We start from the raw sequence: 26,563 nt of genomic DNA, 5'->3' as shown, positions 1-26,563 counted from the left end.
TGCGTCCTCTCTGTTCCCTCTGCGTCCTCTGCGTGAAACTCAAGATCCTTTCACTTCTTCGCGGACTCCGCCTCGGCCTCGGCTTCCGCCGCCGCTTCGTTGGCCTCGGCGACCACGGCTGGGTCCGCGCCGGGGGCCTCACCGTGCTCGGGCGCGCGCGGAACCATCATCGTCAGGCGGTGCCGGCCGATGGCGTACTCGAAGCGGCGGCCCGTCAGCGGCTCGCCGTCGGCGTTCACCGTCATCTCTTCGGGCGACTCCACCACCAGCGACGTCACCTTGCGGTAGGTGACCTTGTCGTGGCTCACGTGCTTGCCCGCGCGCACCAGCGGCGCCAGGCGCACCAGGTCCAGGTGGTTCATCCCCTGCACGATGCACACGTCCAGCAGGCAGTCAGACGGGTCCGCCGCGGCCGTCACCCAGTTGCCGCCCCCCGTCCTCCACGCGTTCCCCACCGCGAACAGCAGGAACCCGCCGTCGTACACCACTTCGTCGCCCGACACGAACCGCGCGGTCGTGTCCTTCAGCTGCACGAACTTCTTGACGCCCGTCACCAGGTACGCGATGGGCCCCAGCAGCCGCTTCAGGTCGCCCGAGGCCTCTTCCGTGGCCTCGGCGCCCATCCCCCCCGTCGACACGTTCAGGAAGTAGCGCCCGTTCACCCGCGCCACGTCCACCGTGTACGGCTCGCCGGTGGCCGCGTCGAGCAGCGCCCCCAGCGGGTCGCCCCCGCGGATGCCCATTCCCCCCGCCAGGTCGTTGCCCGTGCCCAGCGGCACGATCCCCAGGTTCGGGAGCGCCGCGTCGGGGGTGGTGTCCTCCCGGTCCGCGATCCACTCGTACAGGCCGTTCACCACCTCGTTGATGGTGCCGTCGCCGCCGCACGCCACCACCAGGTCTGCCCCGTACTCCGCCGACTTCCACGCGAACCGGTGCGCGTCGCCCTGCTCGAAGGTCACGCGCGGATGCACCACGTGCCCCTCGTCGCGCAGGCGCTGCACCCCCTGGCGCAGCGCCTGGACGGCGTCGGGCGAGGACGGGTTGATGATCAGGGCGATCTGCACGGTCGGCGCTCGTGGGCGAAAGGGTGAGGATTTACCGGGCCGGGAGCGCCGGGGAGCAAGAACTTCGCCAGCCACCGGCCCCGGTTCGGGAGATGTTCTCCTTGACCTGCGGGGGAACGCCATTAGCTTGTGGGCCAGAGTGGGATGTTGTGGGGAGTTGTGGGACAGGGTGGCAGGCCTTTCCAGCGGAGCCCGGTGAACGGCTTTCTCGGGAGCTATCAGCACCAGATCGACGACAAGGGCCGGCTCAGCCTTCCCGCCCCGTTCCGACGGGAAGGGGGAGACGAGCCGATGGTCCTGGTGCACGCGTTTCCCGACGCCCTCACCCTGTATCCCCAGCGCACCTGGGCCGAGGTGGAGGCCCGCCTGCGCGAGATGCTGCGGCTGAACCCCCAGGCCCGCGCCTACGTGCTGAAGGTGACCGCCAACGCCGTGGAAGTGGTGCCCGACAAGCAGGGCCGCATCATGGTGCCGGCGCGGCTGCAGGAATCCGTCGGCATCGCGGGGCCCACGCTCATCGTGGGCGCCATCGACCGCATCGAGCTGTGGAATCCGGAGCGCTTCCAGGCCGCCACGGCCGAGCCCGTGGCCGAGGCCGAGCGCTTTACGCACCAGATCTTCGGCTGATCCCCCTCACCCCGCAGGTGACATGATCGTTCAGCCCCGCCCGCCCGTTTCGATGCACTCGCCGCTGGCCGGCTCGGGGGTGCCCTGCGGCCTGGACCGCCACTTCGGGCCGTTCGAGCCCATGGACGGCCTGGGCGCGTTCCTGGGCACCGAGTGGTTCACCTGCCGCGGCTGCCGCGCGCTGGTCACCCGCGCCAACGCCGTGCGGCCCGCCGCGGCGTGACGCTGCCCTACGCCTCCGGCTACCACGCGCCCGTCATGGTGCGCGAGGTGATGGATCTCCTCACGCCGGAGCGGGGCGGGCTGTACCTGGACGGAACGCTGGGCGGCGGCGGCCACGCCGAGGCGCTGCTGGAGCGCGGTCCGGAGGCGCGGCTGATCGGCACGGACCGCGATCCCGACGCGCTGCGCGAGGCGGGGGAGCGCCTGGCCCGCTTCGGCGAGCGGTTCACCCCCGTCCGATCGAACTTCGCGGACGCCGTGGCCGCGGCGGGGATCGGGGACGGGTCGCTGGACGGCGTGCTGCTGGACCTGGGGATCTCGTCGCACCAGATCGACGTGGACGAGCGCGGCTTCACCTTTCGCCCCGGCGCGCCGCTGGACATGCGGATGGCGCAGGCGACCGCCGCGGAGCCCAGCGCGGCCGACCTGCTGAACGAGATGGACGAGGCCGAGCTGGCGAACATCTTCTTCCGCTACGGCGAGGAGAAGCGCTCGCGGAAGCTGGCGCGCATCGTCCTGGAGATGCGGGAGCGCGAGCCGTTCGCCACCAGCGACCACCTGCTGGACGCCATTCGCCGCACGCTGGGGCCGCGCGCCGAGGCGGCGGACAAGGCCAGGATCTTCCAGGCGCTGCGGATTGCCGTCAACGGCGAGATCCAGGCGCTGGAGCGGGCGCTGGAAAGCTTCCGGAAGGCGCTGGCGCCGGGGGGCGTGTTCGCGGTGCTCGCCTACCACTCGCTGGAAGACCGGCTGGTGAAGAACGCGTTTCGCGACTGGAGCCTGGACTGCGTCTGCCCGCCGGGCTTCGTCCAGTGCCAGTGCCGCGGAACGCCGCTGGGAACGACGATCACCCGAAAGCCCATGTCTGCCACGGAGCAGGAAACCCTGGCCAACCCCCGCGCCCGCAGCGCCCGTTTGCGCGGGTGGAGGGCGGCGTGAGCACCGACGCCATGCCGCGCCCGGCGCGCACCCGCCAGGCCGAGCGCGCCGCCCGCTGGGAGGCGCCGCAGGGCGACCGCGCCGAGCGCCGCGCCCGCCGCCGCGCCTGGGTGGGCCGCGCCGTGCTCGTCTGCGCGGTGGCGGGCTGCTTGGCGTCCGTGGTGTGGCGGCAGACGGAGGGCGTCGCACGCCAGCGCGAGCTCGCGAAGCTTCAGAACGACATCTCCCTCGCCGAGGCCGAGCGGGTGGAGTGGACCAACCGCATCCAGGAATTGCAGACGCGCGCCCGCATCACGAAGATCGCCGAGCGCAGGCTGGGGCTTCACGTGGCGCGCGACGATGAGGTCGTGCTGCTGCCCATCCCCGCCTCGTCCATGGAGCAGGGCCAGTGAGCCGCGCCGGGGCCTGGGACAGCGAAGAGCGCCTGCGCGGCCGCCGCCGCTTGCTGATCGTGTCCATCGCCATCGCGGCGGTGCTGATCGTGGGCCGCTCGGTGCAGCTGCAGGGGTTCGAAGGCGACAAGTGGCGCGCCGAAGCGGCCGCGCAGCAGCAGGCGCGCGTGCCCCTGGCCGCCCGCCGCGGCGCCATCTTCGACCGCGACGGCGTGCCCCTGGCCCTCACCCGCGAAACGTTCCGGCTGTCCATCGCTCCCAACGAGCTGACGGACCGCGACGCCGCCGTCCGGCAGCTCGCCCAGGTGCTGGAGCTGGGTCGAAGCGCCGCGCGCCGGGCGACGAGCAAGGATCGCAAGTGGGTGGTCCTCCCCGGCCGGTTCACCGCCGAGCAGCGCCGGGAGATCGGCGATCCTCGCGGCTTTCACTGGGAGCGGCGGCTGGAGCGCTTCTACCCCCAGGGCAGCGTGGGGCGCGAGGTGCTGGGCGGCATCAGCGGCGACGGGCGGCCGCTGGGCGGGATGGAGCAGGCGCTTGACGAGATGCTGGCCGGGCGCGACGGCTACTCGGTGATGCGGCGCGACGGCAAGGGGCGCAAGGAGGCCTCCGTCGCCCTTCCCGTGGTGCAGGCGACGGACGGCAACGACGTGTACCTGTCCATCGACTTCGACCTGCAGGAGATCGCCGACGCGGCGCTGGGCGCGGCCATCGACAGCACCGGCGCGGCAGGCGGCGACCTGCTGCTGATGGACCCGCGCACGGGCGAGGTGCTGGCCGCCGTCTCCCGGCGGCAGGGCGGCTCGCTGGGCGTGGGCGCGTTCATCGAGCCGTACGAGCCGGGCTCCGTTGCCAAGCCCCTGTTCGTCAGCACGCTGCTGGCGACGGGCAAGGCCACGCTGGGCGAGAGCGTGCACGGCGAGGGCGGCCGGTGGACCGATCCCGACGGCCGCGTGCACACCGACGTGCACGCCTACGACTGGCTGACGCTGCGCGATGCGCTGCGCGTGTCCAGCAACATCGGCATGGTGAAGTTCGTCCCCCGGCTGAGCCCGGGGCAGCAGTTCGGCATGCTGCGCGACTTCGGGTTCGGTACGCCCACGGGGGTGGAGTACCCGGCGGAGTCGTCGGGCCGGCTGCCGCGCCCGGACCGCTGGTCCAAGCCCACGGGGGCCTCGCTGGCCACGGGCTACGAGCTCTCCGTCACCCCGCTGCAGCTGGCCCTGGCCTACGGCGCGCTGGCCAACGGCGGCGTGCTGATGGAGCCGCGCCTCGTCCGCGAGGTGCGCGGGCGCGACGGCAAGACGCTGGAGCGCCGCGACCCCCGCGAGGTGCGCCGGGTGATCCCCCGTGGCGTGGCGGGACAGATACGCGACGTTCTCGTCACCGTGGTCGCGGACGGCACGGCGACCCGGGCGTCGCTTTCCACCTTCGAGGTGGCGGGAAAAACGGGAACGGCTCGGCGCACGGGTGCGAACGGCCGCTACGAGGCGGGGCAGTACAACTCCACCTTCGTCGGCTTCTTTCCCGCGCGCGATCCGCAGCTGACCATCCTGGTGCGGCTTGACCGGCCGCAGGGCGAGTACTACGGCGGCCTGACCGCGGCCCCGGTCACCCGCGAAACGCTTCAGGCCATTTTGGCCGCGCGCTCGCCGGGGCTGGACCGCCGCAGCCTGCTGGCGACGCGCCTTCCCGCACAGTCGCCGGCGCGGGCGGCGGGGACGCGGCGCGCCGATCCGCCGCCCGCCGGCTCCGAGGGCGTCTACGTCTTCGTTTCGACCGACAACGTGGGGCGAGCGGTGGATGACCGGCCCTCGGCGCCCGTGGCCATGCCGGACCTCGCCGGGCTCCCCCTGCGCGACGCGGCCCGGAGGCTCCACGCGCTGGGGGTCCGCGTCAGAGTTCGTGGCGGCGGATTCGTCGCCTCCACTCGACCGGCAGCGGGGCAGCCCGTCGCACGGGGAGACACGCTGGTGATCGTGGGCGACAGCCGATGAGCGGCCGCACGAGCACCCTGGGAGCCATCGAGGCGCGCCTCGCCCGCGAGAACCTGCTCGCGGGCGCCCGCCGTTTGGGCGTGGACGCCGCGGCGGGCATCGTCACCGACGTCACCGCCGATTCGCGTGCGGTCGGCCCGCGGTCGCTGTTCTGCGCCGTCGTCGGCACCGCGAGCGACAGCCATCGCTTTCTCCCCGCCGTGGCGGAATCCGGCGCGGCGGGGGCGACGGTGGAGCGGATGGCCGAGTTCGCCGCCCTTCCGCGCATCCACGTCAACAACGGCCGCCTGGCGACGGCGTACGCCGCGGCGGAGTTCTTCGGTGATCCGTGGGAGGCGATGACGCTCGTCGGCGTCACGGGGACGAACGGCAAGACGACGAGCGCGGCCATGCTGCGGCACCTGCTGGCGGCGGACGGGCCCAGCGGCTACGTCGGCACGCTGGGGGCGATCGGGGCGGATGGCCAGGTGATCCCCGGGACGGAGGGGCTGACCACGCCCGGGCCGGTGGAGGCCGCGCGCTGGATGCGCCGCTTCGCGGACGAGGGCGTTTCACGCGTGGCGATGGAGGTGTCGTCCCACGCGCTGGACCAGGGGCGGCTGGCGGCGGTGCGGTTCGACGCGGCGGTGTTCACCAACCTGACGCAGGACCATCTCGACTATCACGAGACCATGGAGGCGTACCGCGCGGCCAAGCTGCGCCTCCTGGACCTGGTGAAGCCCACGGGCGCCGCCATCGTAAACGCGGACGATCCTGCCTGGGCAAGCGTGAAGGCGACGGTCGGGCGGACGATCACCTTCGGGGTCGACCATCCCGCGGACGTGCGTGCGGAGGCGGTTCGCGTCGGGGCTGGCGGGATGGAGTTCACGCTGAGGACGCCGGACGGCGCGGCCCCGGTGGCGCTGCCCATCTTCGGCACCTTCAACGTGTCGAACGCCGTCGCGGCCGCGGCGGTGCTCTGGTCGCTGGGGTGGGGCGCCGAGCGCATCGCCGAACGGCTGGGGACGCTGCCGCAGGTGCCCGGGCGGCTGGAGCGCACGGCGGGGCCGCCGGAATGCGCCACCGTGCTGCTGGACTACGCCCACACGCCCGATGCGCTGGAGCGGGCGCTGCAGGCGGTGCGCCCCCTCGTCAGCGGCCGGCTGATCGTGGTGTTCGGCGCCGGGGGAGACCGCGATTCCGCCAAGCGCCCGCTGATGGGAAAGGCCGCGGCGGAGAACGCGGACCTGGTGATCGTCACCTCCGACAACCCGCGGACGGAGGACCCGGAGCGCATCATCGACGACGTCGAGAGCGGCATGGGAAGTGCACCCCGGCGGCGGATTTCCGACCGCCGCGAGGCCATCCGCACCGCACTCACCGAAGGGCGCACCGACGACCTGGTTCTCCTGGCCGGCAAGGGCCACGAGACGTACCAGATCGTAGGTACCGAAAAGCGTCCGTTCGACGAGCGCACTGTCGTGCGCGAGGTTCTCGCGGAACTCAAGACCGCCGCTGGAGGTGCCGTTTGAGCGGGTTCCGCTGGACCGCCGCCGAAGTCGCCCGCGCGCTGGAGCTGAACGCTCCCGCCGAGGAAATGGACTTCGCCGGAGTATCGACCGACACGAGAAAGATCGTCCCCGGGTCGCTGTTCGTCGCCCTCTCGGGGGCCAACTACGACGCGCACGATTACCTGGACCAGGCCGTCGCGGGCGGCGCGGTCGCCGCGGTCGTCAGCCGGGTGCCGGACGGCGCGCCGGCCATCCCGTACTTCATGGTGCCGAACACGCTGCACGCGCTGGGCGCGTTGGGCCGGCACCGCCGCCGCGCGCTGGCGGGCCGCGTTGTCGCCGTCGCGGGGAGCAACGGCAAGACCACGACGAAGGAGCTGCTGCGCGCCGCGCTCTCGCCGCGCCTGCGGGTGCACGCGACGGATGCCAACCTGAACAACCAGGTGGGCGTCCCGCTGACGCTGTTGGCGACGCCCGACGACGCCGAAGCCGTCATTGTCGAGACGGGGACCAACGAGCCGGGGGAAATCACCCTTCTCTCCCGCATCGTGGAGCCCGACGCCGCCATCATTACGGCCATCGGCGAGGAGCACCTGGAGGGGCTGGGCTCCGTGGAGGGCGTGCTGCAGGAGGAGCTGGCGATCTTCGACGGGCTGCGCGCGGACGGCATCGCCATCGTCGCCGAAGATCCCCCGGAGCTTCCGCAGGGGACGCGGGAGCGTGTCGACGGTGCCCGTGTGCGGGTCTGCGGCTCCGGCTCGGAGGCGAACTTCGGGCCGGACGGCGGGATGGAGAGCGTGAAGGTGAGGCCGGACGGGAGCACGGAATGGAGCTTCCGCGGCGTGCCCGTGCACATTCCCATTCCCGGGATGCACAACGTCCGCAACGCGCTGCTCGCCCTGGCCGTCGCCGAGGAGTGGGGCGTGCCCATCGCCGATGCCGCCCGCGGGCTGGCGGCGATGAAGGCGACCAAGATGCGGAACGAGTGGGTCCGCGTCGGCTCCCTGAACGTGATCGCCGACTGCTACAACGCCAACCCACCCAGCATGCGCGCCGCGCTCGACCTGCTGGCGTCCGTTCCCGCGCAGGGCGAAAAGGTGGCCGTCATGGGCACCATGCGCGAGTTGGGCGATCACGGCGACCGGCTTCACCGCGAGCTGGCGCTCCATGCCGCGGGGCTCGTCGGCCATGGCATCGACCGCGTGGTCGCCACGGGTGATTTCGTCCGCGCGTTCGAGGAGAACCACTCGGAACTGGGCGAGCGGCTGGTGGCGGCCGAAGATCCGCTGGAGGCGTACGAGGCGGTGCGGCCGGGATTGACCGGGGGCGAGACCATTCTGCTCAAGGGCTCGCGCGGGGTGGCGCTGGAACGCTGGATTCCGCTGATGGAGCGCGATTTCGCGCAGCATACCGCCGCGACGGAGGGCTGACCGGTGCTCTATCACCTGCTGGTGCCGTGGGCCGAGTACTACATCGGCTTCAACCTCTTCCGCTTTGCCACCTTCCGGGCGGCGGGGGCGGTGGTCACGGCGTTCTTCGTGGCGTTCTGGCTGGGACCCGCCATCATCTCGCGCCTCCGCATGCTCAAGGTGGGGCAGGTGGTGCGCACCGAGGGCCCGCAGACGCACCTGGGCAAGAGCGGCACGCCCACGATGGGCGGCGTGCTGATCATCCTGGCCACCGTGATTCCGACGGTGCTCTGGGCGCGGCTGGACAACTGGTACACCATCATCGCCCTCGTCGTCCTGCTCTGGCTGGGCGCGGTGGGCTTCATGGACGACTACCTGAAGATCGTCCGCAAGAACACCGGCGGGCTCAAGGGGCGCTACAAGATCGTGGGGCAGGCGGGCGTCGGCATCCTGCTGGGCATCGTGCTGATCGTGTTCGACGTCAGCAATCCCATCCCGCCCACGTGGACCCAGATCCCGTTCTTCAAGAGCTGGCACGTGGATTTCTGGCCCGTGACGTACGTGCTGTTCGTCACCTTCATCATCGTGGGATGTTCGAACGCGGTGAACCTGACGGACGGGCTCGACGGGCTGGCGGCGGGGCTTTCGGGGATCGCCGCGGCCACCTTCGGCGTGTTCGCGTACCTGCTGGGCCGGGTAGACTCGTCGGACTACCTGAACGTGTTCTACCTGCCCGGCTCCGGCGAGCTGGCCATCTTCTGCGTGGCGCTGGCGGGGGGATGCATGGGCTTCCTCTGGTTCAACGCCCACCCGGCGGAAGTGTTCATGGGCGACACCGGCTCGCTCGCGATCGGTGGCGTGCTGGGGGCGGTGGCGGTGCTGCTGAAGGCCGAGTTCCTGCTGGCCATCATCGGCGCGGTGTTCGTGGCCGAGGCGCTGTCCGTCGCCACGCAGACCATCTACTACAAGTGGACGAAGAAGCAGACGGGCACCGGCAAGCGCATCTTCCGGATGGCCCCGCTTCACCACCACTTCGAGCAGATCGGCTGGCACGAGAGCAAGGTGATCATCCGCTTCTGGCTGATGGGCATCATCTGCGCGCTGGCCGCCTTCGCGACGCTCAAGATCCGCTGATGAGCCGTTCGCTGGCGGGGGAGACGATCGGAATCCTGGGGCTGGCGCGCAGCGGGCTGGCCGCCGCGCGGCTGGCGCTGTCGCGAGGCGCGCAGGTGTACGCCAGCGACGCGGGAGATTCCGAGTCTGCCCGTGCGGCGGCGGAACAGGTGCGGGCCCTGGGCGGCGACGCGGAGACCGGCGGGCACGATCTGCAGAAGCTCGGCGCCTGCACGCGCATCGTCCTTTCCCCCGGCATTCCGCCCACCGCGAAGGTGCTGCGGGAGGAAGCGATCCGGGGTGTGCCGGTGGTGCCGGAGATCGAGCTGGCGTTCGGCCAGCTGAACTGCCCGGTGATCGGCATCACGGGGACCAACGGCAAGACGACGGTCACCTCGCTGATCGAGCACCTGCTGCAGTCCGCGGGGATCGACGCCATGGCGGGCGGCAACATCGGCACGGCGCTGAGTGAGCTGGCGCTGCGCGAGCCGCAGCCCGCCTGGGCCGTGGCGGAGGTCAGCTCCTTTCAGCTGAGCGGCATCCGCGCCTTTTCGCCGGTGATCGGCGTCCTGACGAACCTGGCGCCCGACCACCTGGACTGGTACGACGACGTCGAGGACTACTACGCCGACAAGGCGCGCCTCTTCGTCAACGCGGGGCCGGAGAGCCGGTGGATCCTGAACGCGGAGGACGAGCGAGCCCGCGACCTCATCGGCGACGCGCCGGGGACGCGTTACTACTTCCGCGTCGAAACGCCGCCGGAGTCCGAAGACGAGCTGGGCGGGTGGCTTTCCACCGGGGTGCTGCTGGTCCGCATCGAGCCGGGGGTGACGGAAGCGGTGGGGGCCGCGGCAGACCTGCAGATCCTGGGGCCGCACAACGTCGCCAACGCGCTGGCCGCCGCCATTGCCGCGCGCCTCGCGGGCACCACGGCGGTGCAGATCGCCGATGCGCTGCGGACCTTCAAGGCCCCCGCGCATCGCCTGGAGCCGGTCGGCGAGACGGGCGGCGTGCTGTGGATCAACGACAGCAAGGCGACGAACATCGCATCGACGCGCGTCGCCATCCGCGGCATGGCCCGGCCCACCGTGCTGCTGCTGGGCGGCAAGCACAAGGGCGAGCCCTACACCGAGCTGCTGCCGGACCTGGAGGGGCGGGTGAAGACGGTGATCGCCTATGGCGAGGCCGCGCCCCTGATCGAGGCCGATCTCCAGGGCAAGGCGCCGGTGGAGCGGGTGGACGGGCCGTTCGAAGCCGTCGTCGCCCGTGCGCGCCAGCTCGCGGAAACCGGCGACGCCGTGCTGCTTTCGCCGGCGTGCAGCAGCTTCGACATGTTCAGGAACTACGAGGAACGGGGCCGCCGCTTCAGTGAGCTGGCCCGGGAAGGGCAGGAATGACGAGCATCGCGCTCCGCTGGAAGCGGGGCAGGGAACAGGCGCCGGTGCAGCCGGTGGTCACGCCGATGGCGCGCGCGCGCACCGTGGCGGCTCCGGTGGCGGCCGTGCACGAGCAGACGTGGGAGAGCCGCGCGCTGGTGGCGCTGACGGCCGCCGCGTTCGCGTTCGGCATCACCGAGATGTACAGCGCCAGCTCGTTCGACGCGGCGGCGCTGGGGCTGCCCGGGCACTACTTTGCGCTCAAGCAGCTGGGCGGCGCCGTCGCGGGCGTCGTCGTCGCCGCCGTGCTTTCGCGGCTGGACTACCGCCAGCTGCGCCGGCTCGCCTGGCCCATGCTGGGCGTCGTGGCCTTTTTGCTCCTGCTGGTGGTGATGCCGGGCACCGAGGCCATTTCGCCCCGGCTGAACGGCGCGCGCCGCTGGCTGAAGCTGGGCGTGATGTTTCAGCCCTCGGAGTTCGCTAAGATCGCGCTGATCGTGTGGACGGCCATGCTGGCGGTGAAGAAGGCCGACCGGCTGCACTCGCTGAGCAACGGGCTGATGCCCTTCTTGATGGTGTGGATGGCGGTCGTGCTGCTGGTGATGAAGCAGCCGAACATGAGCGCCGCGCTGCTGCTGGTGCTCCTGTCGTCGCTGGTGCTGTTCGCGGGCGGGGCGCGCATCGGCCACTTCATCCTGCTGGCGCTGCTGGCCGTGCCCGTGCTCTGGAAGCTGGTGCAGGGCGAGGGCTACCGCGCGCGCCGCATCGCCGCGTTCATGGATCCGAACCACGACACCGGCGGGGTGAGCTACCAGATCCACCAGTCGCTGATCGCCATCGGCTCCGGCGGGCTGGGGGGCGTGGGGTTCGGCGAGAGTCGGCAGAAGTACGGCTTTCTCCCCGAGGCGCAGAACGACTTTCTCTTCTCGATGATCGCCGAGGAGTGGGGGCTGCTGGGCGTGCTGTTCGTGGTGTCGATCTTCGCCGGCTTTCTGGTGGTGGGCTACCGGATCGCCGCGCGCGCGCCGGACCGGTTCGGCTACCTGGTCGCCATCGGCATGACCAACCTGATCGCCGTCTCGGCCTTTTTGCACATGGGCGTGGCGCTGGCGCTGCTCCCCACGACGGGCGTGGCGCTGCCCTTCATGTCGTCGGGCCTTTCGGCCCTGCTGACGTCGTTCGCGGCCGTCGGCATCCTGCTCAGCATCGCCCGCGTGGCGAAAGTTCCCGAGGCCGCACGATGACCACACCCCGCGTGCTCTTTGCCGGCGGCGGCACCGGCGGCCACCTGTACCCCGCGCTGGCGCTGGGCGAGGCCTTCAAGCGGCTGGACCCCGCGGCGGAGGTGATGTTCATCGGCGCCAAGCGCGGCGTGGAGGCGCGGGTGCTGCCGGAGCTGGGCGTGGCGCACGCGCTGCTGCCGCTGGAGCCCATCCGCCGCGCCAAGCCGTGGCAGAACTGGCGGCTGTTCCCCGCCATGTTCGGCTCCTTCACGGCGCTGAACGGCGTGTTCCGACGCTTCAAGCCCAACCTGGTCGTGGGTACGGGCGGGTACGCCAGCGGGCCCGCGGTGGCCTTCGCGATGATGCGCGGCGTGCCCGCGGCGGTGCAGGAGCAGAACTCGTATCCGGGCTTCGTCACGCGGCTGGTGGACAAGCGGGTGCGGCAGATTCACCTGGCGTTTCCCGAGGCGCTCAAGTACCTGAAGCCCGGGCCGCGCACGCAGGTGTTCGAGTTCGGCAACCCCATCAAGCCGCCCGACTTCTCCGTGGACCGTGCGGCCGCCCGCGCCAAGTTCGGCCTGGGGCCGGGCACCGTCTGCCTGGTCACGGGCGGCAGCCAGGGCGCGCGCCCCGTGAACGAGGCGCTGCTGGCGGACCTGCGCGGAATTCGCGAGGGGCGCCTTCCCGCGCCGCCGGAGGGGTTCCAGATCCTCTGGGCCGCGGGAACGGGCAATTTCGCCCGCGTGGAGAAGGGGCTGGAAGACCTGGGGCACCCGGCGTGGGTGCACGCCATGCCCTACATCAACGACATGCCGTCCGCGCTGGCCGCCAGCGACTTCGCCATCTCGCGCGCCGGCGCCATGTCGCTGGCTGAGCTGTGCGCGTGGGGGATCCCCGCCGTGCTGGTGCCGCTGCCCCACGCCGCCGCCAACCACCAGTACCACAATGCGGTCGCACTCGCCGAGGCCGAGGCCGGCGTGATGGTGCAGGAGCAGGAGCTGGGCGGCGGCCGCCTGTGGGGCGAGGTGATGACGCTCGCGTCCAACGAGGCGCGCCGCTCCGAGCTGGCCACGCGCGCCCGCAGCCGCGGCCAGCCCGACGCCGCGGACCGCATCGTCCGCGAGCTCGCCCGGCTGGTTGGGTGACGGATGTTTGGTGGCAGAAGGGTAGCACCGTGGGGCGCAAACCGGCGTCCGGCGATTCTTTTCCCGCACCCGTGCGGCGGTTAGATTGAGCACCGAGTTCGACCTGGTTCAGCTGGCGAAGCACGGGCCCATCCACTTCATGGGGATCGGCGGTGCGGGGATGTCGCCGCTGGCCGAAATGGCCCTGCTGGGCGGCGCGCGGGTGACGGGTTGCGACTCGTCGCCCGGCCCGGCGACGCAGCTGCTGGAGGAGCGCGGCGCCACGGTGTACCAGGGCCACGACGCCGCCCACGTGCAGGACTGCGCCGCGCTGGTGATGACGGCCGCCGTCCCCGCCGACCACCCGGAGCTGGCCGCCGCCCGCGTGCGCGGCATCCCGGTGCTCAAGCGGGCCGAGGCGCTGGGCGCCATCGTCAACCACGGCACCGTCGTGGGCATCGCGGGGACGCACGGAAAGACCACCACGACGACGCTGGCCACGGCGGTGCTGGACGCCGCCGGGCTGCAGCCCACGGGCTTCGTCGGCGCGCGGGTGCCGGCCTGGGGGGGCAACCTGCGCCGCGGCGGCGACCAGTTGTACGTGGTGGAAGCCGACGAGTACGACCGCTCGTTCCACCAGCTGCGGCCCACCGTGGCCGTGGTGACCACCCTCGAAGCCGACCACCTGGACATCTACGGCTCGCTCGAAGCCATCGAGGAGGCCTTCGCCATCTTCTGCGCCTCGGTGCCCGAAGACGGCCTGATCGCCGGCTGCGCCGACGACCACGGCGCGGCGCGGCTGGTCAACCGCCTTCACGGCGGCCCCGAGCGCGTGGTGACCTACGGCCTTTCCGCCGGCTCCATGCTGCGCGCCGAGGAGGTGGTGATGACGGGCTCCGGCGCCGCCTTCACCGTGCGCGAGCGGGGCACCGTCCTCGGGCGCGCGCAATTGAACGCGCCGGGCGAGCACAACGTGAGGAACGCGCTGGCCGCCGTGGCCGTGGCCCGCCACTTCGGCGTGGAGTGGAACGCCATTGCCCGGGGGATCGCCTCGTACGGCGGGGTGGCGCGGCGCTTCGAGACCATCGGCGAGGAGCGGGGGGTGCTGTTCGTGGACGACTACGCGCACCACCCCACGGAGGTCCGCGCCACGCTGAGCGCGGCGCGCGCGGGGCACGGCGAGCGGCGGCTCGTCGCCGTCTTTCAGCCGCACCTGTACTCGCGCACCCGCGACTTCGCCCGGGAGTTCGGCGAGGCGCTGGCGCTGGCGGACGTCGTCTTTCTCACCGACATCTACGCCGCGCGGGAGAAGCCGATCGAGGGCGTGACGGGAACGCTGATCGCCGACGCCGCCCGCGCCGCCGGGGCCGACGTCCGCTACGTCCCCGCCCGCGCCGACGTGGTGGACGCCGTCGCGGACGAGATCCGCTCGGGCGACCTGTGCCTGACCATGGGCGCCGGCAACCTGGACGCGGCGTCGCGCGAGCTTCACGCGCGCTTCGCGGAGGGCTGACCCATGCGCCGCGCCCGGCTGATCGCCTTCGCCCTGGTGGCCGCCGCGGCGGGCTCGTCTCCCTTCTGGGGGCCGCCCGCCCTGCGCCAGGTGCCCTGGTTCGCCGCGGACCGGGTGGAGGTGGCCGGCGCGCGGCTCCTGGCGCCCCACGAGGTGGTTCAGGCGTCGGGGGTGCGGATCGGGATGAACGTGTGGGCCGATCCCGCCGCGTGGGAGGCCGCGCTGCGGAAGCACCCGGTGATCGCCAGCGCCACGGTGGAGCGGCGGCTGCCCTCCACGCTGCGCATCCGCATCGTCGAAAAGCGCCCCGTCGCGTTCCTGAGCGGCACGCTGCGGCCCGCGACGGGGACGGGGGAGATCCTTCCGGTGGACCCGGCCCGCGTTCCCGTGGACCTGCCCATCGCCGGGACGGCGCCCGACAGCGCGACTCGCGTCCGCGACCGCGCGACGCTCAGGGTGCTGGCCGAGGCCGCGCGCCTCTCCGACGCCGACCCCATGCTGATGGCGCGGGTCAGCGAGGTGGGCATCCGCCGCGACGGGGCCACGCGGCTGGTGATGGCCGCGCCCCGCGCCGAGGTGCTGCTGGCCTCCGGCGCCGCCGAGCCCCGGCTGACGCAGCTTCGCGCCGCCCTGGCCGACGTCGACCGGCGCCTGGACGGCGGAGGGCGGGCCGTTCTCGACGCCCGCTTCGCCGACCAGGTGGTGGTCCGTCTCCTGGCGCCCACGCCGGCCCCCGCGCCGGCGCCGCAACCGCCTTCGCAGAACTGATGCGCCCTATCATCGTCGCAGGCCTGGACATCGGGTCGAACAAGACCTCCGTGGTGATCGCCGAAGTGTCAGGCGAGGCCCCGCAGCGCGCGCAGGTGAAGGTGCTGGGCGTGGGCCAGGCGCGCACCGGCGGCATCCGCCGCGAGATCGTCGCCGACATCGAGGCCACCACCGAGTCCGTCCGCAAGGCGGTCAAGGAGGCCGAGCTGATGGCGGGCGTCACGGTGCAGAAGCTGTACACGGGGATCGCCGGCGAGCACATCCACGCCCGCCCCTCCACCGGCGTCGTCGCGGTCGGCCGCGGCCCCGGCGCCGACGGCGAGATCCGCCCCGGCGACGTGGACCGCGTTCACGAGGTGGCGCGCGCCGTGGTGATCCCCGCCGACCGCGAGCTGATCCACGCGATCCCGCAGGAATACATCGTCGACGCGCAGGACGGCATCCGCGATCCGGTCGGCATGGCGGGGACGCGGCTGGAGGCAGAGGTGTTCATCGTCACCGGCAGCGCGTCGGCCTGCCAGAACGTGCGCAAGGCCGTCAGCCGCGCGGGGTACACCGTCGCCGAGCTGGTGCTGGAGCCGCTGGCCTCGTCCCTTTCCGTCATCAGCGAGGACGAGAAGGAGATCGGCGTGGCGCTGGTGGAGCTGGGCGGGGGGACGACGGACGTGTGCGTCTTTCTGGGCAGCAAGATCCGGCACCTGGCCTCACTTCCCTGGGGCGGGGCGACGGTGACGAACGACATCGCCAAGGGGCTCTCGCTGCCGTACGCGGAGGCCGGGCGGGCCAAGGAGCGCTACGGCGTGGCCCGGGCGGACTTCGTGAGCCCCGAGGAAACGTTCGAGGTTCCCGGCGGCGCCGGGGGCCAGCCGCGCCATGTCGCGCGCGAGCTGCTGGCGCACATCATCGAGCAGCGGGTGGACGAGATCTTTTCGCTCGTGGCCGCCGAGCTGGACCGGGGCGGCTTCACCAACCAGCTGGGCGGCGGCATCGTGCTCACCGGCGGCGGCGCGTCGCTGCAGGGGGTGGTGGAGCTGGCGGAGCGCAACTTCGCCTGTTCCGTGCGCGTCGGCGTGCCCGGCGAAGAGCTTGGCGGCCTTGCGGATTCCGTTCGGCGCCCCAAGTTTTCCACGGCTGCGGGGCTGGCCATCTACGGCTCGCGGCGGGTCATCTCCGAATCTCCGGAAGGCAGCGCCATGTCCGGCGCTTCCGTCAACGGCGTCATCAAGCGGATGCGTGACTGGATCTCGGACTTCTTTTGAAGTTCCCGTGCCGTCACTTGTTGTTTTTTCCATTCTGAATCTTTGCCCCTCCCCCTCGTGAGGAGCCACCGCACATGGTCTTCGAGTACGACGAAACGATGACGCAGAACGCCCGCATGAAGGTGGTGGGCGTGGGCGGCGGCGGCGGAAACGCCGTCAACCGGATGATCGAGGAGGACCTGGAGGGCGTGGAGTTCATCTCGGTGAACACCGACGCCCAGGTTCTCAAGCTGTCCAAGGCCGACGTCAAGATCCAGATCGGCCACAAGCTCACCCGCGGGCTGGGCGCCGGCGCGCGCCCGGAAATCGGCGCCCAGGCGCTGGAGGAGAACCGCGACGAGATGCGCCGTGCGCTCGACGGGGCCGACCTGGTGTTCATCACCGCCGGCATGGGCGGCGGCACCGGCACCGGCGCGGCCCCGCTGATCGCCGAGATGGCGCGGGAGATGGGCGCGCTGACCATCGCCATCGTCACCAAGCCCTTTCTGTTCGAGGGCAAGAAGCGGATGAAGCAGGCCGAGGCGGGGCTGGCCGAGCTCAAGCGCGCGGCCGACACCATGATCGTCGTGCCGAACGAGCGCCTGCTGGCCGTCGTCGGCAAGGGCACCAGCTTCAAGGACGCCCTCAAGAAGGCCGACGAGGTGCTGCTGCACGCCACGCAGGGCATTTCGGACCTGATCCGCGTGACCGGCGAGGTGAACGTTGACTTCGCCGACGTGCGCACGGTCATGAGCAACCGCGGCGCGGCGCTGATGGGCACCGGCTTCGGGCGGGGCGAGAACCGGTCGATGGAGGCCGCGCAGGAGGCCATCAGCTCGCCCCTGCTCGACAACATCTCCATCTCCGGCGCGGCCGGCGTGCTGATCAACATCACCGGCGGGATGGACCTGGCGATCGACGAGGTGACCACCATCTCCTCCATCATCCAGGAAGCCGCGGGCGACGACGCCGAGATCATCTTCGGCGCGGTGCACGATCCGTCCATGAAGGAAGAGGTGCGGGTGACGGTGATCGCCACCGGCTTCGACCGCGACATGCTGGCGGGGATGCCCGACAACGTCATCCGCCCGGACTTCCGCTCGCACGGAGCCGGCCGGCCCGCCGCCGACATCGCGGGAACGCGCACGGCGTATCCCCCGCGCGGCGGCGAGGTTCGGCACGCCAGCGACACGCGTCCGGCGTTCGGCCGCCCCGAGCCGCGGCCGGAGCCCCGGGCCGATGCCCGGGTGGAGCCGCGGCTGGAGCACCGCCCCGAGCCGCGCCCGCAGCCGCTGGAGGAGCCGGGGGTCACCCCGCTCCACCGGACGCCCCGGCCGGAGCCCAAGGTGCCCAGCGACCTGGAGATCCCCACCTTCATCCGCCGCCAGATGGACTGACGGCACCCCCCGCCTCCCCGGCCCACCCGCCGGGGAGGTGTCTTTGGTGCCCGCGCGCCGGTCCTCGGCGCGGCGGGCGAAGTCCCCGACCCGAGATTCCTGGAGGCCGGATGGCCAACGCGTATCGCATTGCCGCGGCGGGTGTGCTGTGCATCCTGGGCGCCGCCATGGGTGTGCACCGCGAGCAGTCCCGCAACGCGGGCAAGACCGTCGCCCCGCCCACGCTGCTCCCCACGGCGCTCGCCCGCCCCGCGGAGCTGTTCTTCGCCGACACCCTGCGCCGGGGCGAGACCCTTTCGGAGCTGCTGGCCCGCACCCAGCTGGACGTGGACGCCAGCCGCGCGCTGCTCGCCCAGCTTTCCGAGGTGCAGGACCCGCGCAGCATCCGGCCGGGGCTGGTGGTGGAGTACCGCAAGTCCACGCGCACGGGCGCCATCCGCCGCTTCAGCACGCGGCTCGACGCCGACCGCCACCTGGCCTTCCACCGCGAGGGCACGGGGTGGGCGGGCGAGGTGGAGGAAGTGCCCGTGCACCCGGAAACGGCGGTGCTGGCGGGAACGGTGAAGGCCTCGCTGTACCAGGCGCTGATGGAGGGCGAGGGGAACGTGCCCCGCGCCGAGCGGCAGGTGGTGGCCGACCTGCTGGCCGACCGCATCTTCGCCTGGAAGATCGACTTCTCCCGCGACCTGCGCCCGGGCGACCGCTACCGCATCCTGCTGGAGCGCTCGGTTCGGCCGGACGGCTCGGCGCGCACCTCGCGCATCCTCGCGGTGCAGTTCAGCATCGGCGGCGCGGAGCACGACGCCTACCTGTTCACCGCGGGCGGGGTGGACGACTACTACGACCGCGACGGCGAGTCGCTGCGCCGCGCCTTTTTGCGCGCGCCGCTGGAGTTCCGCCGCATCAGCTCGGCGTATTCCACCGGCCGCTTCCACCCCATCCTGCGCCGCATGCGGGCGCATCACGGCATCGACTACGCGGCCTCGATGGGCACGCCCATCCGCGCGGTGGGCGACGGCGTGGTGGGAAAGGCGGGATGGGGCGGCGGATACGGCAACGTGGTGGAGATCCGCCACTCGCGCGGGTACGGCAGCCGCTACGCGCACATGCGCCGCTTCGCCGAGGGCATCCGCCCGGGCGTGCGGGTGAAGCAGGGGCAGCTGATCGGCTACGTGGGCTCCACCGGCCTGTCGACGGGGCCGCACCTTCACTACGAGTTCCACGAGAACGGGCGGCCCATCAACCCCACCTCCATCCGCTACCTGACGGGCGACCCCGTCCCCGGCGGCGCGCGCTCCCGCTTCCGCGCCGCCCGCGACCAGCGGATCGCCCTGATGGACCGCTCCGGCCCGCTGCTGGCTGCGAACGGCGACAGCGCGCGCCTGGCCCGCCGCTGATTTGCAGGGCAGGCACGTTCAGCCGGTCGGATAGACGGCTGGTGAACGACGAGGCGGCGATCCCCCGGGATTGCCGCTTTGTTGTTCCACGCCGATGACATCGCGCCTCATGGCGTAGCTCCGCGTGTGCCGGTAATTTTCACACATGGGCAAACATGAGAAGCTGCTGCTTCAGATCTTGCGCGGTACGGCGGACGCAAATGTCCCGTTCGAGGGCCTATGCGCGCTTTTGCATTGGCTCGCCTTCGACGAACGCGTCCGCGGCAGTCATCACATCTTTACTCGCGCAGGAGTGGTCGAAATCTTGAACTTGCAGCCGAAGGGCGCGAAGGCCAAAGCGTACCAGGTCAAGCAGGTCCGCCAAGTGATCCTGAAGTACAAGCTCGCAGGAGGAGGTTCGGATGACGCCTGAGTTCCGCTACGAAGTCATTATCTATTGGAGCGACGAGGATCAGGCTTACGTCGCCGAAGTCCCGGAACTTCCCGGTTGCGCGGCAGACGGAGCAACGTACGCGGAAGCGATTTCCAACGTGGAGGTGGTCATCCGCGAATGGATCGAAACGGCCCACGAGCTAGGTCGCCCCGTTCCTCAGCCGAAAGGGCGGCTCCTCTACGCATAAACCTCACTCGCGTGCGACGCACATTTCACGAGAGGCGCGCTCCGAACGCTTCCGTGAGCCGCGCCCGGCTCTGACGTCGGGCTTGTGTGCCCTCGGATGTTTATGCATGTTCTCGCCCCAAGCCCGGGTGTAGCGGGCCCGCGAGTTCTTCCCGATGAGCTACCGTGACCGATACCACCACCCCTGAGAGATTTGCGCTGTACCCGGCCATCGACCTGCGCCGCGGGCGCTGCGTCCGGCTGGAGAAGGGCAGAGCAGACCACGAGACGGTGTACGGAGACGACCCGCTCGCCGTCGCGCGCGGCTTCGCGGAGGCCGGGGCCGAGTGGATCCACGTGGTGGACCTGGACGCGGCGTTCGGTGACGGCGGCAACCGCCCGCTGATCCAGTCCGTGGCGGCTGGCGTCGGCGCGAAGGTGCAGACGGGCGGCGGGCTGCGCACGGAGGCCGACCTGGCCGAGGTGCTCGACGCCGGGGTGGCGCGGGCGGTGATCGGCACGGCGGCCATCGAGAACCCCGAGCTGGTGCGGCGCGCCGTCGAGCGCTGGGGGCCGGAGCGGATCGCCGTGGGGCTGGATGCGCGCGGGCGCCGGCCGGCCGCGCGCGGGTGGACGGAGGAAAGCGGCGCCGACCTCTTCGACCTGGCGCGCTCGCTCGTGGATCTGGGCGTGCGCACCATCATCCACACCGACATCGAGCGCGACGGGATGATGATGGGCCCCAACCTCGATCTCTCGGCCGAGCTGGCCGCGCACGCGGGGGCGGAGGTAATCGTATCCGGCGGCATGCGCGGGATGGAGGATGTCCTCACGGTGGCCGCGGCCGCGCGCGACGGGCGAGGGATCGCCGGCGCTATCATCGGCAAGGCGATTTACGAGGGTGCGCTGGACGTGGCGGCCGCCGTCAGGGCGGTGCGGTGATCGCGCGCGTGGTGGTCACCGGCGCGCGCCCCAGCGTCAGCGTTCATTCGGTGATCGGCGTGCTGCAGACCTACACGGGGCTGTCGCTCCCCGATGCCCAGGCCCTCCTGGACCGCGCCCGCGCGGGTGAGCGGGTGGAACTGGAGATGGACGACGAATACGCCGCCTACGACCTGGCCTCGCTGCTGGGCGACCTGGGCGTGGAGGCCGAGGTGCCGGAAGACGGCTGACCCCGCGGTATCGACGATGATGCGAGGCGCACTCCGCGACACGGGGTGCGCCTCTCGTTTTGTGCCGCCGTGCACACGTTTGCGGCCCAAGGTGCGACCGCCGGTCGCACCTGTGTCCCTGCCGGAGCGCACAGGATCCGCCTGTGGTGCGACGGAGTTGGTCCAGCCCTGTTTTGCCCCTTGACCGCTCCGTTTTCCGTCGCAAGTATACGAAGTGAACAGCCGAGCGCGGCTCGTGGGCGGGGTGCTGCGGCGGCCGGTGGATCATGCGCGGGCGGCTCACCATCTGACGGAGAGGCGGAACATGGGGTTCATCGGCAGCGGGTACGAGTCGTACTGGCCGATGTTCGGGAACCGGTACCGCGTGCTGGCGAAGGCGGAGCCGTGGCCGGTTCCGTCCCTTGCATCGGCGGCGGGTTCGCGGGATCTTTCGGCTCCTTCTGAACCCGCCAAGAGCCGTCGATGCCCGCACGCGCAGAAAGCACCGTAGACCTTCGCTCCGACACGGTAACGCGGCCTACGCCGGCCATGCGCCGCGCCATTGCCGAGGCCGACGTGGGCGACGCCGTGCTGGGCGATGATCCCACGGTGGCGGAACTGGAGAGGGTAGCGGCGGAGTTGGTGGGCAAGGAGGCTGCGCTGTTCTTTCCCAGCGGCATCATGGCCAACACCGCCGCGCTGCTGGTGCTGGGCCGGCCCGGGACGGAGGCCGTGATCGATGCGTCGGGGCACATCCTGAACTACGAGGAGGGCGCGGCGGCGGCCTGGGGCGGAATCCAGCTGCACGCCGTCCCCACGCCCGACGGCCTGCTGACCCCCGAGCTGGTCGCGGAGCGCATCCGCCCGCCGTCTCCGTACCTGCCGCAGATGTCGCTGCTGTGCCTGGAGAACACGCACAACAGCGCCGGCGGAAAGGTGCTGGCGCTGGACCGGATGGGCGCCTTGGCCGGCGTGGCGCGGGAGCGCGGAGTGCGGGTGCACCTGGATGGCGCGCGCCTCTCCAACGCGTCGGTTGCTTCGGGCGTGGCCATGCGGGACTACGCTTCGCACGCGGACACGGTGATGTTCGCGCTTTCGAAGGGCCTGGGCGCACCGGTGGGCTCCATGCTGGCCGGGGACGCCGAAACGATGGAGCGCGCGTGGCGGGTACGGCGGCGGCTCGGCGGGGGCATGCGCCAGGCGGGGATCCTGGCCGCGGCGGGGCTGTACGCGCTCCGCAACCACTTTCCGCGGCTGGAAGAGGACCATCGCCGGGCCAAGGCGCTGGCCGCCGCCGTGTCGAACGTGGAGGGGGTGGCCGCCGCCGAGCCCGAAACGAACATCGTGATGATCGAGCTGCGCGAGCCGCGGCTGGACCCGGCTGCGCTGCTGGCGGCGCTCGAACGCCGGGGCGTGCGCATGGTGCAGTTCGGTCCGCGGCGGCTGCGGGCCGTGACGCACCTGGACGTGGACGACGCGGGGATCGAGCAGGCTTCCGGCGCCTTTTCGGATGCGGTCGGCGAGCTTCTGCGATAGGGACGAGCCCGCGGCAACTTGCCGTGCGAAAACCCTTGTGCATCGTGCCGCGAACGTGTAAACTTTCGCTTTATCTTCGGGAACGCCGCCAGGCGTCCGGTGTATCCGTCCGCACAGCCGCCCGGCGGCTTTCTGAACGAGCTTCTACCAGGGAAAACCAATGGCCGTCGACATCGCCGAGGACAAGCGCAAGGCCCTGAACGTGGCCATTGGCCAGATCGAAAAGGCCTACGGGAAGGGCTCCATCATGCGGATGGGGGTCAACGGCCCCCGGGTGGCGATCTCGGCCATCCCCACGGGCGCCATCAACCTCGATGCCGCCATCGGCATCGGCGGAATTCCGCGCGGCCGCATCACCGAGATCTACGGGCCGGAGTCGTCGGGCAAGACCACGCTCTGCCTTCACGTGATCGCCAACTCGCAGAAGGCGGGCGGCGTGGCCGCGTTCATCGACGCCGAGCACGCGCTCGACATCGAGTACGCGCGCAAGCTGGGCGTGGACGTCGACAACCTGCTGGTGTCGCAGCCCGACAACGGCGAGCAGGCGCTGGAGATCGCCGACGTGCTGGTGCGCTCCAACGCGCTCGACGTGATCGTGGTCGACTCGGTGGCCGCGCTGGTGCCGCGCGCCGAGATCGAGGGCGAGATGGGCGACAGCCACGTGGGGCTGCAGGCGCGGCTGATGAGCCAGGCGCTGCGCAAGCTGACCGGCGCCATCAACCGCTCCAACACCACGGTGATCTTCACCAACCAGATCCGCGAGAAGATCGGCGTGATGTTCGGCAGCCCCGAGACCACCACCGGCGGCCGCGCGCTCAAGTTCTACGCCTCGCTGCGCCTCGACATCCGGCGCATCGGCAGCATCAAGGACCGCGAGGTGCTGGTGGGGAACAAGACGCGCGTGAAGGTGGTGAAGAACAAGGTCGCCCCGCCGTTCAAGCAGGCCGACTTCGACATCATGTTCAACGTGGGGATCGACCACCACGGCATCGTGGTGGACCTGGGGGTGGAGAGCGAGGTGATCCAGAAGAGCGGCGCCTGGTTCAGCTTCGGCGACGTGCGGCTGGGGCAGGGGCGCGAGAACGCCAAGGCGTTCCTGCAGGAGAACCCCGAGCTGGCCACGCAGATCGAGAGCAAGGTGAAGGACGTGCTCGGCATCCGCGGCGTGGCCGCCGCCGGCGACGACGGCCCGGCGGGCGCTCTGGACTGAGCCACGGACGCGGCAGCGCGTTCGGCCGATCGACAGCACATCCAGGGGTGATGACCCCTTCCCGGCCGCGGAACACGTGGCAGGGAAGGGGTTTTCGCTTGAAGAACAGCAACTGCAACAACGGGTCACACGGAGGAACGGAGAAGAACGGAGGAAGCGGAGACGTTCGGCGCAGCTCTCCGCTCCCGTCTTCTCCGCCGCCGAAACGACACGATGCGTGAGGGATGCGCGCCCGCAGGGCCGGGACGCCGCCGCGCGTGAGCGAGGTCGACGGAGCGCATGGAAGGCCTGCGCGGCGGTGGCCCGGCGCGGTTGGGCACGGTTGTATCGTGCCCTACCGCGCGCGCAGCCCGGCCCGGAGCGCAGCGGAGGGACACGCCCACACCCCGCCGTTCATCCGTCTGGAGACCTCGCCGGGCCATGTCCGGCGGGGAGGCACGGAACCCCCGCAGTTGACGCTGGGGGGCGCGGGCGGCAGGTTGTCGCCGCTTTCCAGCCACGGCGGGCACCGGGGTTGCAACGGATGCGTGCGCCGCGCCTCGGCGCACGAACCAGATAGACGGGCTGACCGGACAAGATGACGCAATCGCATCCAAATGGAGCGAGCGGACGGGAGGAAGCGGTTCGGCGGCACGCCGAAAGTCGCCGTGCCGGGGCCGGACGCGCTGGTCGGGCGGTGCGCGTGGCGCGCGCGCGGGGCACACGCTGATGCAGCAACGCGAAGCGCCCACCGGGCGCTACCTGTACACCCTGGCATTCGCCGCGCTGGGGGTGGTGTACGGCGACATCGGCACCAGCCCGCTCTACACCATGCGCGAGGCGTTTCACCACGGCACGGGGATCCACCCCACCCCCGCCAACGTGCTGGGGATCCTGTCGCTGGTGTTCTGGGCGCTGATCCTGGTGATCTCGATCAAGTACCTGGGCTTCGTGATGCGCGCCGACAACCGCGGCGAGGGCGGGATGATCGCCCTGACCGCGCTGGTGGTGCCGCGCACCGCCACCTCGGGTAAGGCGGGGATCCTGGTGCTGCTGGGGCTGTTCGGCGCGTCGCTGCTGTACGGCGACAGCATGATCACCCCGGCCATCTCGGTGCTGAGCGCCGTGGAGGGGCTGGAGGTGGCCACGCCCTTCTTCACGCCCTACATCGTGCCCATCACCATCGTGATCCTGGTGGGGCTGTTCCTGGTGCAGCGGCACGGCACGGGGGGGATCGGGCGGGTGTTCGGGCCGGTCACGCTGCTGTGGTTCGTGGTGCTGGCCACGCTGGGGATCGTGGAGATCGTGAAGCACCCGGCGGTGCTGGGCGCGGTGAGCCCGCACCACGCGGTGCGCTTCTTCGCGCAGAACGGGGCGGCGGGGTTCTTCGTGCTGGGGTCGGTGTTCCTGGCCGTCACCGGCGGCGAGGCGCTGTACGCCGACATGGGGCACTTCGGGAAGCGCCCGATCCGGATGACCTGGTTCGCGCTGGTGCTTCCCGCGCTGGTGCTGAACTACTTCGGCCAGGGCGCGCTGCTCATCAATGACCCCGCGGCGGTGGAGCACCCCTTCTTCCTGATGGCGCCGAAGTGGGCCACCTATCCGCTGGTGATGCTGGCCACCGCCGCCACGGTGATCGCCTCGCAGGCCGTGATCTCGGGGGCGTTCTCGCTCACGCGGCAGGCCATGCAGCTGGGGTACCTGCCGCGGGTGCACATCGAGCACACCTCGTCGCGCGAGATCGGGCAGATCTACATCCCCGGCGTCAACTGGCTGCTGATGTTCGCCTGCATCGGGCTGGTGGCGGGGTTCGGCAATGCCAGCAGCCTGGCCAACGCCTACGGCGTGGCGGTGACCACCGACATGGTGTTCACCACCCTCCTCTTCGCCGCGGTGGCGCGCGCGCGCTGGCGCTGGTCGTGGTGGCGCGTGGGCGCGCTGGCGGCCGCCTTCCTGGTGATCGACCTGGCGTTCTGGGGCGCCAACCTGCACAAGATCCCGCACGGCGGGTGGTTCCCGCTGGTGGTGGCGGCGGCGATCTTCGCGGTGATGACCACCTGGAAGACGGGGCGCCGCATCCTGGCGTCGCGGATGCAGAGCACCACGCTCCCGTTCGACCTGTTCCTGCGCGACGTGGAGACGCGCTCGCCGGCGCGGGTGCCGGGAACCGCGGTGTTCATGTACGGCAACCCCGAGGGCACGCCCCCCGCGCTGCTGCACAACCTGGTGCACAACAAGGTGCTGCACGAGCGGGTGGTGCTGCTGACGGTGGACACCGGCGAGATCCCCTTCGTCCCCGACGAGGAGCGGGTGGAGGTCACCGAGCTGGGCGCCGGCTTCTACCGCGTGGTGGTGCGCTACGGCTTCACCGAGGAGCCCGACATCCCCGCCGCGCTGGCGATGGTGAAGGTGCCCGGGCTGGACCTGAAGCCGATGGCCACCAGCTACTTCCTGGGCCGCGAGACGCTGATCCCCTCCAAGAAGCCGGGGATGGCGATGTGGCGCGAGCACCTGTTCTCGCTGATGAGCCGCAACGCCCGCACGGCCACCTCGTTCTACCGCCTCCCGCCCAACCGCGTGGTGGAGCTGGGCGCGCAGATCGAGCTGTAGCGCGCCCGGCGCTTCGGATCAACCACGCCGCGTGCGAGGTACCATACCGCCTCACGTGTGGTCGGCGGCTGGGGGATGGCACAGAAAGCCGTCCTCCGCCGTTCTTCCTGGCGGCCGTTCTCCACGGCTCCGCGCGGGGATCACGGTTACAGCCAGAGAGGATCGTTGTTCGACCACATCGTCCACAAGCGGA

Annotated in this window: 24 protein-coding genes; 23 read left to right on the top strand and 1 reads right to left on the bottom strand. The window is 71.3% G+C overall.

The window, feature by feature from the left end:
- Window positions 1-50: 50 nt before the first annotated feature.
- A complete protein-coding gene (locus VGB24_RS10135) occupies window positions 51-1,064 on the bottom strand; it encodes a diacylglycerol/lipid kinase family protein (protein ID WP_331072826.1) in 1,014 nt (337 codons plus the stop codon).
- 195 nt (window positions 1,065-1,259) lie between these two features.
- Here VGB24_RS10135 and VGB24_RS10130 point away from each other — a divergent pair, with 195 nt between their 5' ends.
- The 23 genes from VGB24_RS10130 to VGB24_RS10020 all read left to right on the top strand — a co-directional run bounded on the left by VGB24_RS10130 (window position 1,260) and on the right by VGB24_RS10020 (window position 26,370).
- Window positions 1,260-1,691, top strand: coding sequence for a division/cell wall cluster transcriptional repressor MraZ (locus VGB24_RS10130; protein ID WP_331025964.1), 432 nt, complete (start codon window positions 1,260-1,262; stop codon window positions 1,689-1,691).
- Window positions 1,692-1,713: 22 nt separating this feature from the next.
- Window positions 1,714-1,914 (top strand): hypothetical protein, encoded by a 201-nt coding sequence (locus VGB24_RS10125; protein WP_331025963.1) that lies wholly within the window; start codon window positions 1,714-1,716, stop codon window positions 1,912-1,914.
- Entirely contained in the window at window positions 1,911-2,852 is a 942-nt protein-coding gene (gene rsmH, locus VGB24_RS10120) for a 16S rRNA (cytosine(1402)-N(4))-methyltransferase RsmH (protein WP_331072825.1), read from the top strand. Before VGB24_RS10125 ends, rsmH begins: the two co-directional genes overlap by 4 nt.
- Window positions 2,849-3,244: a hypothetical protein gene (locus tag VGB24_RS10115; RefSeq protein WP_331072824.1), complete on the top strand. Its 396-nt coding sequence runs from the start codon at window positions 2,849-2,851 to the stop codon at window positions 3,242-3,244. Before rsmH ends, VGB24_RS10115 begins: the two co-directional genes overlap by 4 nt.
- On the top strand, window positions 3,241-5,238 hold the full coding sequence (locus tag VGB24_RS10110) for a penicillin-binding transpeptidase domain-containing protein (RefSeq protein WP_331072823.1): 1,998 nt from the start codon (window positions 3,241-3,243) through the stop codon (window positions 5,236-5,238). The genes VGB24_RS10115 and VGB24_RS10110 overlap by 4 nt, the downstream gene beginning before the upstream one ends.
- On the top strand, window positions 5,235-6,749 hold the full coding sequence (locus VGB24_RS10105) for a UDP-N-acetylmuramoyl-L-alanyl-D-glutamate--2,6-diaminopimelate ligase (protein ID WP_331072822.1): 1,515 nt from the start codon (window positions 5,235-5,237) through the stop codon (window positions 6,747-6,749). Before VGB24_RS10110 ends, VGB24_RS10105 begins: the two co-directional genes overlap by 4 nt.
- Window positions 6,746-8,158 (top strand): UDP-N-acetylmuramoyl-tripeptide--D-alanyl-D-alanine ligase, encoded by a 1,413-nt coding sequence (locus VGB24_RS10100; protein ID WP_331072821.1) that lies wholly within the window; start codon window positions 6,746-6,748, stop codon window positions 8,156-8,158. The genes VGB24_RS10105 and VGB24_RS10100 overlap by 4 nt, the downstream gene beginning before the upstream one ends.
- 3 nt (window positions 8,159-8,161) lie before the next feature.
- The gene (gene mraY, locus VGB24_RS10095; RefSeq protein ID WP_331025957.1) at window positions 8,162-9,271 is read left to right on the top strand and encodes a phospho-N-acetylmuramoyl-pentapeptide-transferase; all 1,110 of its coding nucleotides are present in this window, start codon (window positions 8,162-8,164) and stop codon (window positions 9,269-9,271) included.
- Window positions 9,271-10,647 (top strand): UDP-N-acetylmuramoyl-L-alanine--D-glutamate ligase, encoded by a 1,377-nt coding sequence (gene murD / locus VGB24_RS10090; protein ID WP_331072820.1) that lies wholly within the window; start codon window positions 9,271-9,273, stop codon window positions 10,645-10,647. The genes mraY and murD overlap by 1 nt, the downstream gene beginning before the upstream one ends.
- A complete protein-coding gene (locus VGB24_RS10085; RefSeq protein ID WP_331072819.1) occupies window positions 10,644-11,870 on the top strand; it encodes an FtsW/RodA/SpoVE family cell cycle protein in 1,227 nt (408 codons plus the stop codon). The genes murD and VGB24_RS10085 overlap by 4 nt, the downstream gene beginning before the upstream one ends.
- Window positions 11,867-12,994 (top strand): undecaprenyldiphospho-muramoylpentapeptide beta-N-acetylglucosaminyltransferase, encoded by a 1,128-nt coding sequence (gene murG, locus VGB24_RS10080; protein WP_331072818.1) that lies wholly within the window; start codon window positions 11,867-11,869, stop codon window positions 12,992-12,994. The genes VGB24_RS10085 and murG overlap by 4 nt, the downstream gene beginning before the upstream one ends.
- A gap of 85 nt (window positions 12,995-13,079) precedes the next feature.
- Entirely contained in the window at window positions 13,080-14,486 is a 1,407-nt protein-coding gene (gene murC / locus VGB24_RS10075) for a UDP-N-acetylmuramate--L-alanine ligase (protein ID WP_331072817.1), read from the top strand.
- Window positions 14,487-14,489: 3 nt separating this feature from the next.
- The gene (locus VGB24_RS10070) at window positions 14,490-15,254 is read left to right on the top strand and encodes a cell division protein FtsQ/DivIB (protein ID WP_331072816.1); all 765 of its coding nucleotides are present in this window, start codon (window positions 14,490-14,492) and stop codon (window positions 15,252-15,254) included.
- Window positions 15,254-16,513 (top strand): cell division protein FtsA, encoded by a 1,260-nt coding sequence (ftsA, locus tag VGB24_RS10065; RefSeq protein ID WP_331072815.1) that lies wholly within the window; start codon window positions 15,254-15,256, stop codon window positions 16,511-16,513. The genes VGB24_RS10070 and ftsA overlap by 1 nt, the downstream gene beginning before the upstream one ends.
- A gap of 74 nt (window positions 16,514-16,587) precedes the next feature.
- A complete protein-coding gene (ftsZ, locus tag VGB24_RS10060) occupies window positions 16,588-17,889 on the top strand; it encodes a cell division protein FtsZ (protein WP_331072814.1) in 1,302 nt (433 codons plus the stop codon).
- A 110-nt stretch (window positions 17,890-17,999) separates the two neighbouring features.
- Window positions 18,000-19,286, top strand: a complete 1,287-nt coding sequence (locus VGB24_RS10055; protein ID WP_331072813.1) for a peptidoglycan DD-metalloendopeptidase family protein — start codon at window positions 18,000-18,002, stop codon at window positions 19,284-19,286.
- 145 nt (window positions 19,287-19,431) lie between these two features.
- A complete protein-coding gene (locus VGB24_RS10050) occupies window positions 19,432-19,698 on the top strand; it encodes a hypothetical protein (RefSeq protein WP_331072812.1) in 267 nt (88 codons plus the stop codon).
- Window positions 19,688-19,906, top strand: a complete 219-nt coding sequence (locus tag VGB24_RS10045; RefSeq protein WP_331072811.1) for a type II toxin-antitoxin system HicB family antitoxin — start codon at window positions 19,688-19,690, stop codon at window positions 19,904-19,906. The genes VGB24_RS10050 and VGB24_RS10045 overlap by 11 nt, the downstream gene beginning before the upstream one ends.
- Before the next feature lie 164 nt (window positions 19,907-20,070).
- Window positions 20,071-20,826 (top strand): 1-(5-phosphoribosyl)-5-[(5-phosphoribosylamino)methylideneamino]imidazole-4-carboxamide isomerase, encoded by a 756-nt coding sequence (gene hisA / locus VGB24_RS10040; RefSeq protein WP_331072810.1) that lies wholly within the window; start codon window positions 20,071-20,073, stop codon window positions 20,824-20,826.
- Entirely contained in the window at window positions 20,823-21,056 is a 234-nt protein-coding gene (locus tag VGB24_RS10035) for a hypothetical protein (protein WP_331072809.1), read from the top strand. The genes hisA and VGB24_RS10035 overlap by 4 nt, the downstream gene beginning before the upstream one ends.
- A 462-nt stretch (window positions 21,057-21,518) precedes the next feature.
- Window positions 21,519-22,571 carry a GntG family PLP-dependent aldolase gene (locus VGB24_RS10030; RefSeq protein ID WP_331072808.1) on the top strand — a complete coding sequence of 351 codons (1,053 nt, stop codon included), beginning with the start codon at window positions 21,519-21,521 and terminating at the stop codon, window positions 22,569-22,571.
- Between the two features lie 160 nt (window positions 22,572-22,731).
- Complete coding sequence (gene recA / locus VGB24_RS10025; protein ID WP_331072807.1) at window positions 22,732-23,781, top strand: recombinase RecA; 1,050 nt, start codon at window positions 22,732-22,734, stop codon at window positions 23,779-23,781.
- Window positions 23,782-24,489: 708 nt separating this feature from the next.
- Window positions 24,490-26,370 (top strand): potassium transporter Kup, encoded by a 1,881-nt coding sequence (locus VGB24_RS10020; RefSeq protein ID WP_331072806.1) that lies wholly within the window; start codon window positions 24,490-24,492, stop codon window positions 26,368-26,370.
- Window positions 26,371-26,563 lie beyond the last annotated feature (193 nt).

This window comes from Longimicrobium sp., assembly GCF_036399935.1.
In the GTDB taxonomy this organism is placed as follows: domain Bacteria; phylum Gemmatimonadota; class Gemmatimonadetes; order Longimicrobiales; family Longimicrobiaceae; genus Longimicrobium.
The sequence above is the reverse complement of the archived record's forward strand: the minus strand, read 5'-3'. Positions and strand labels throughout refer to the sequence as shown.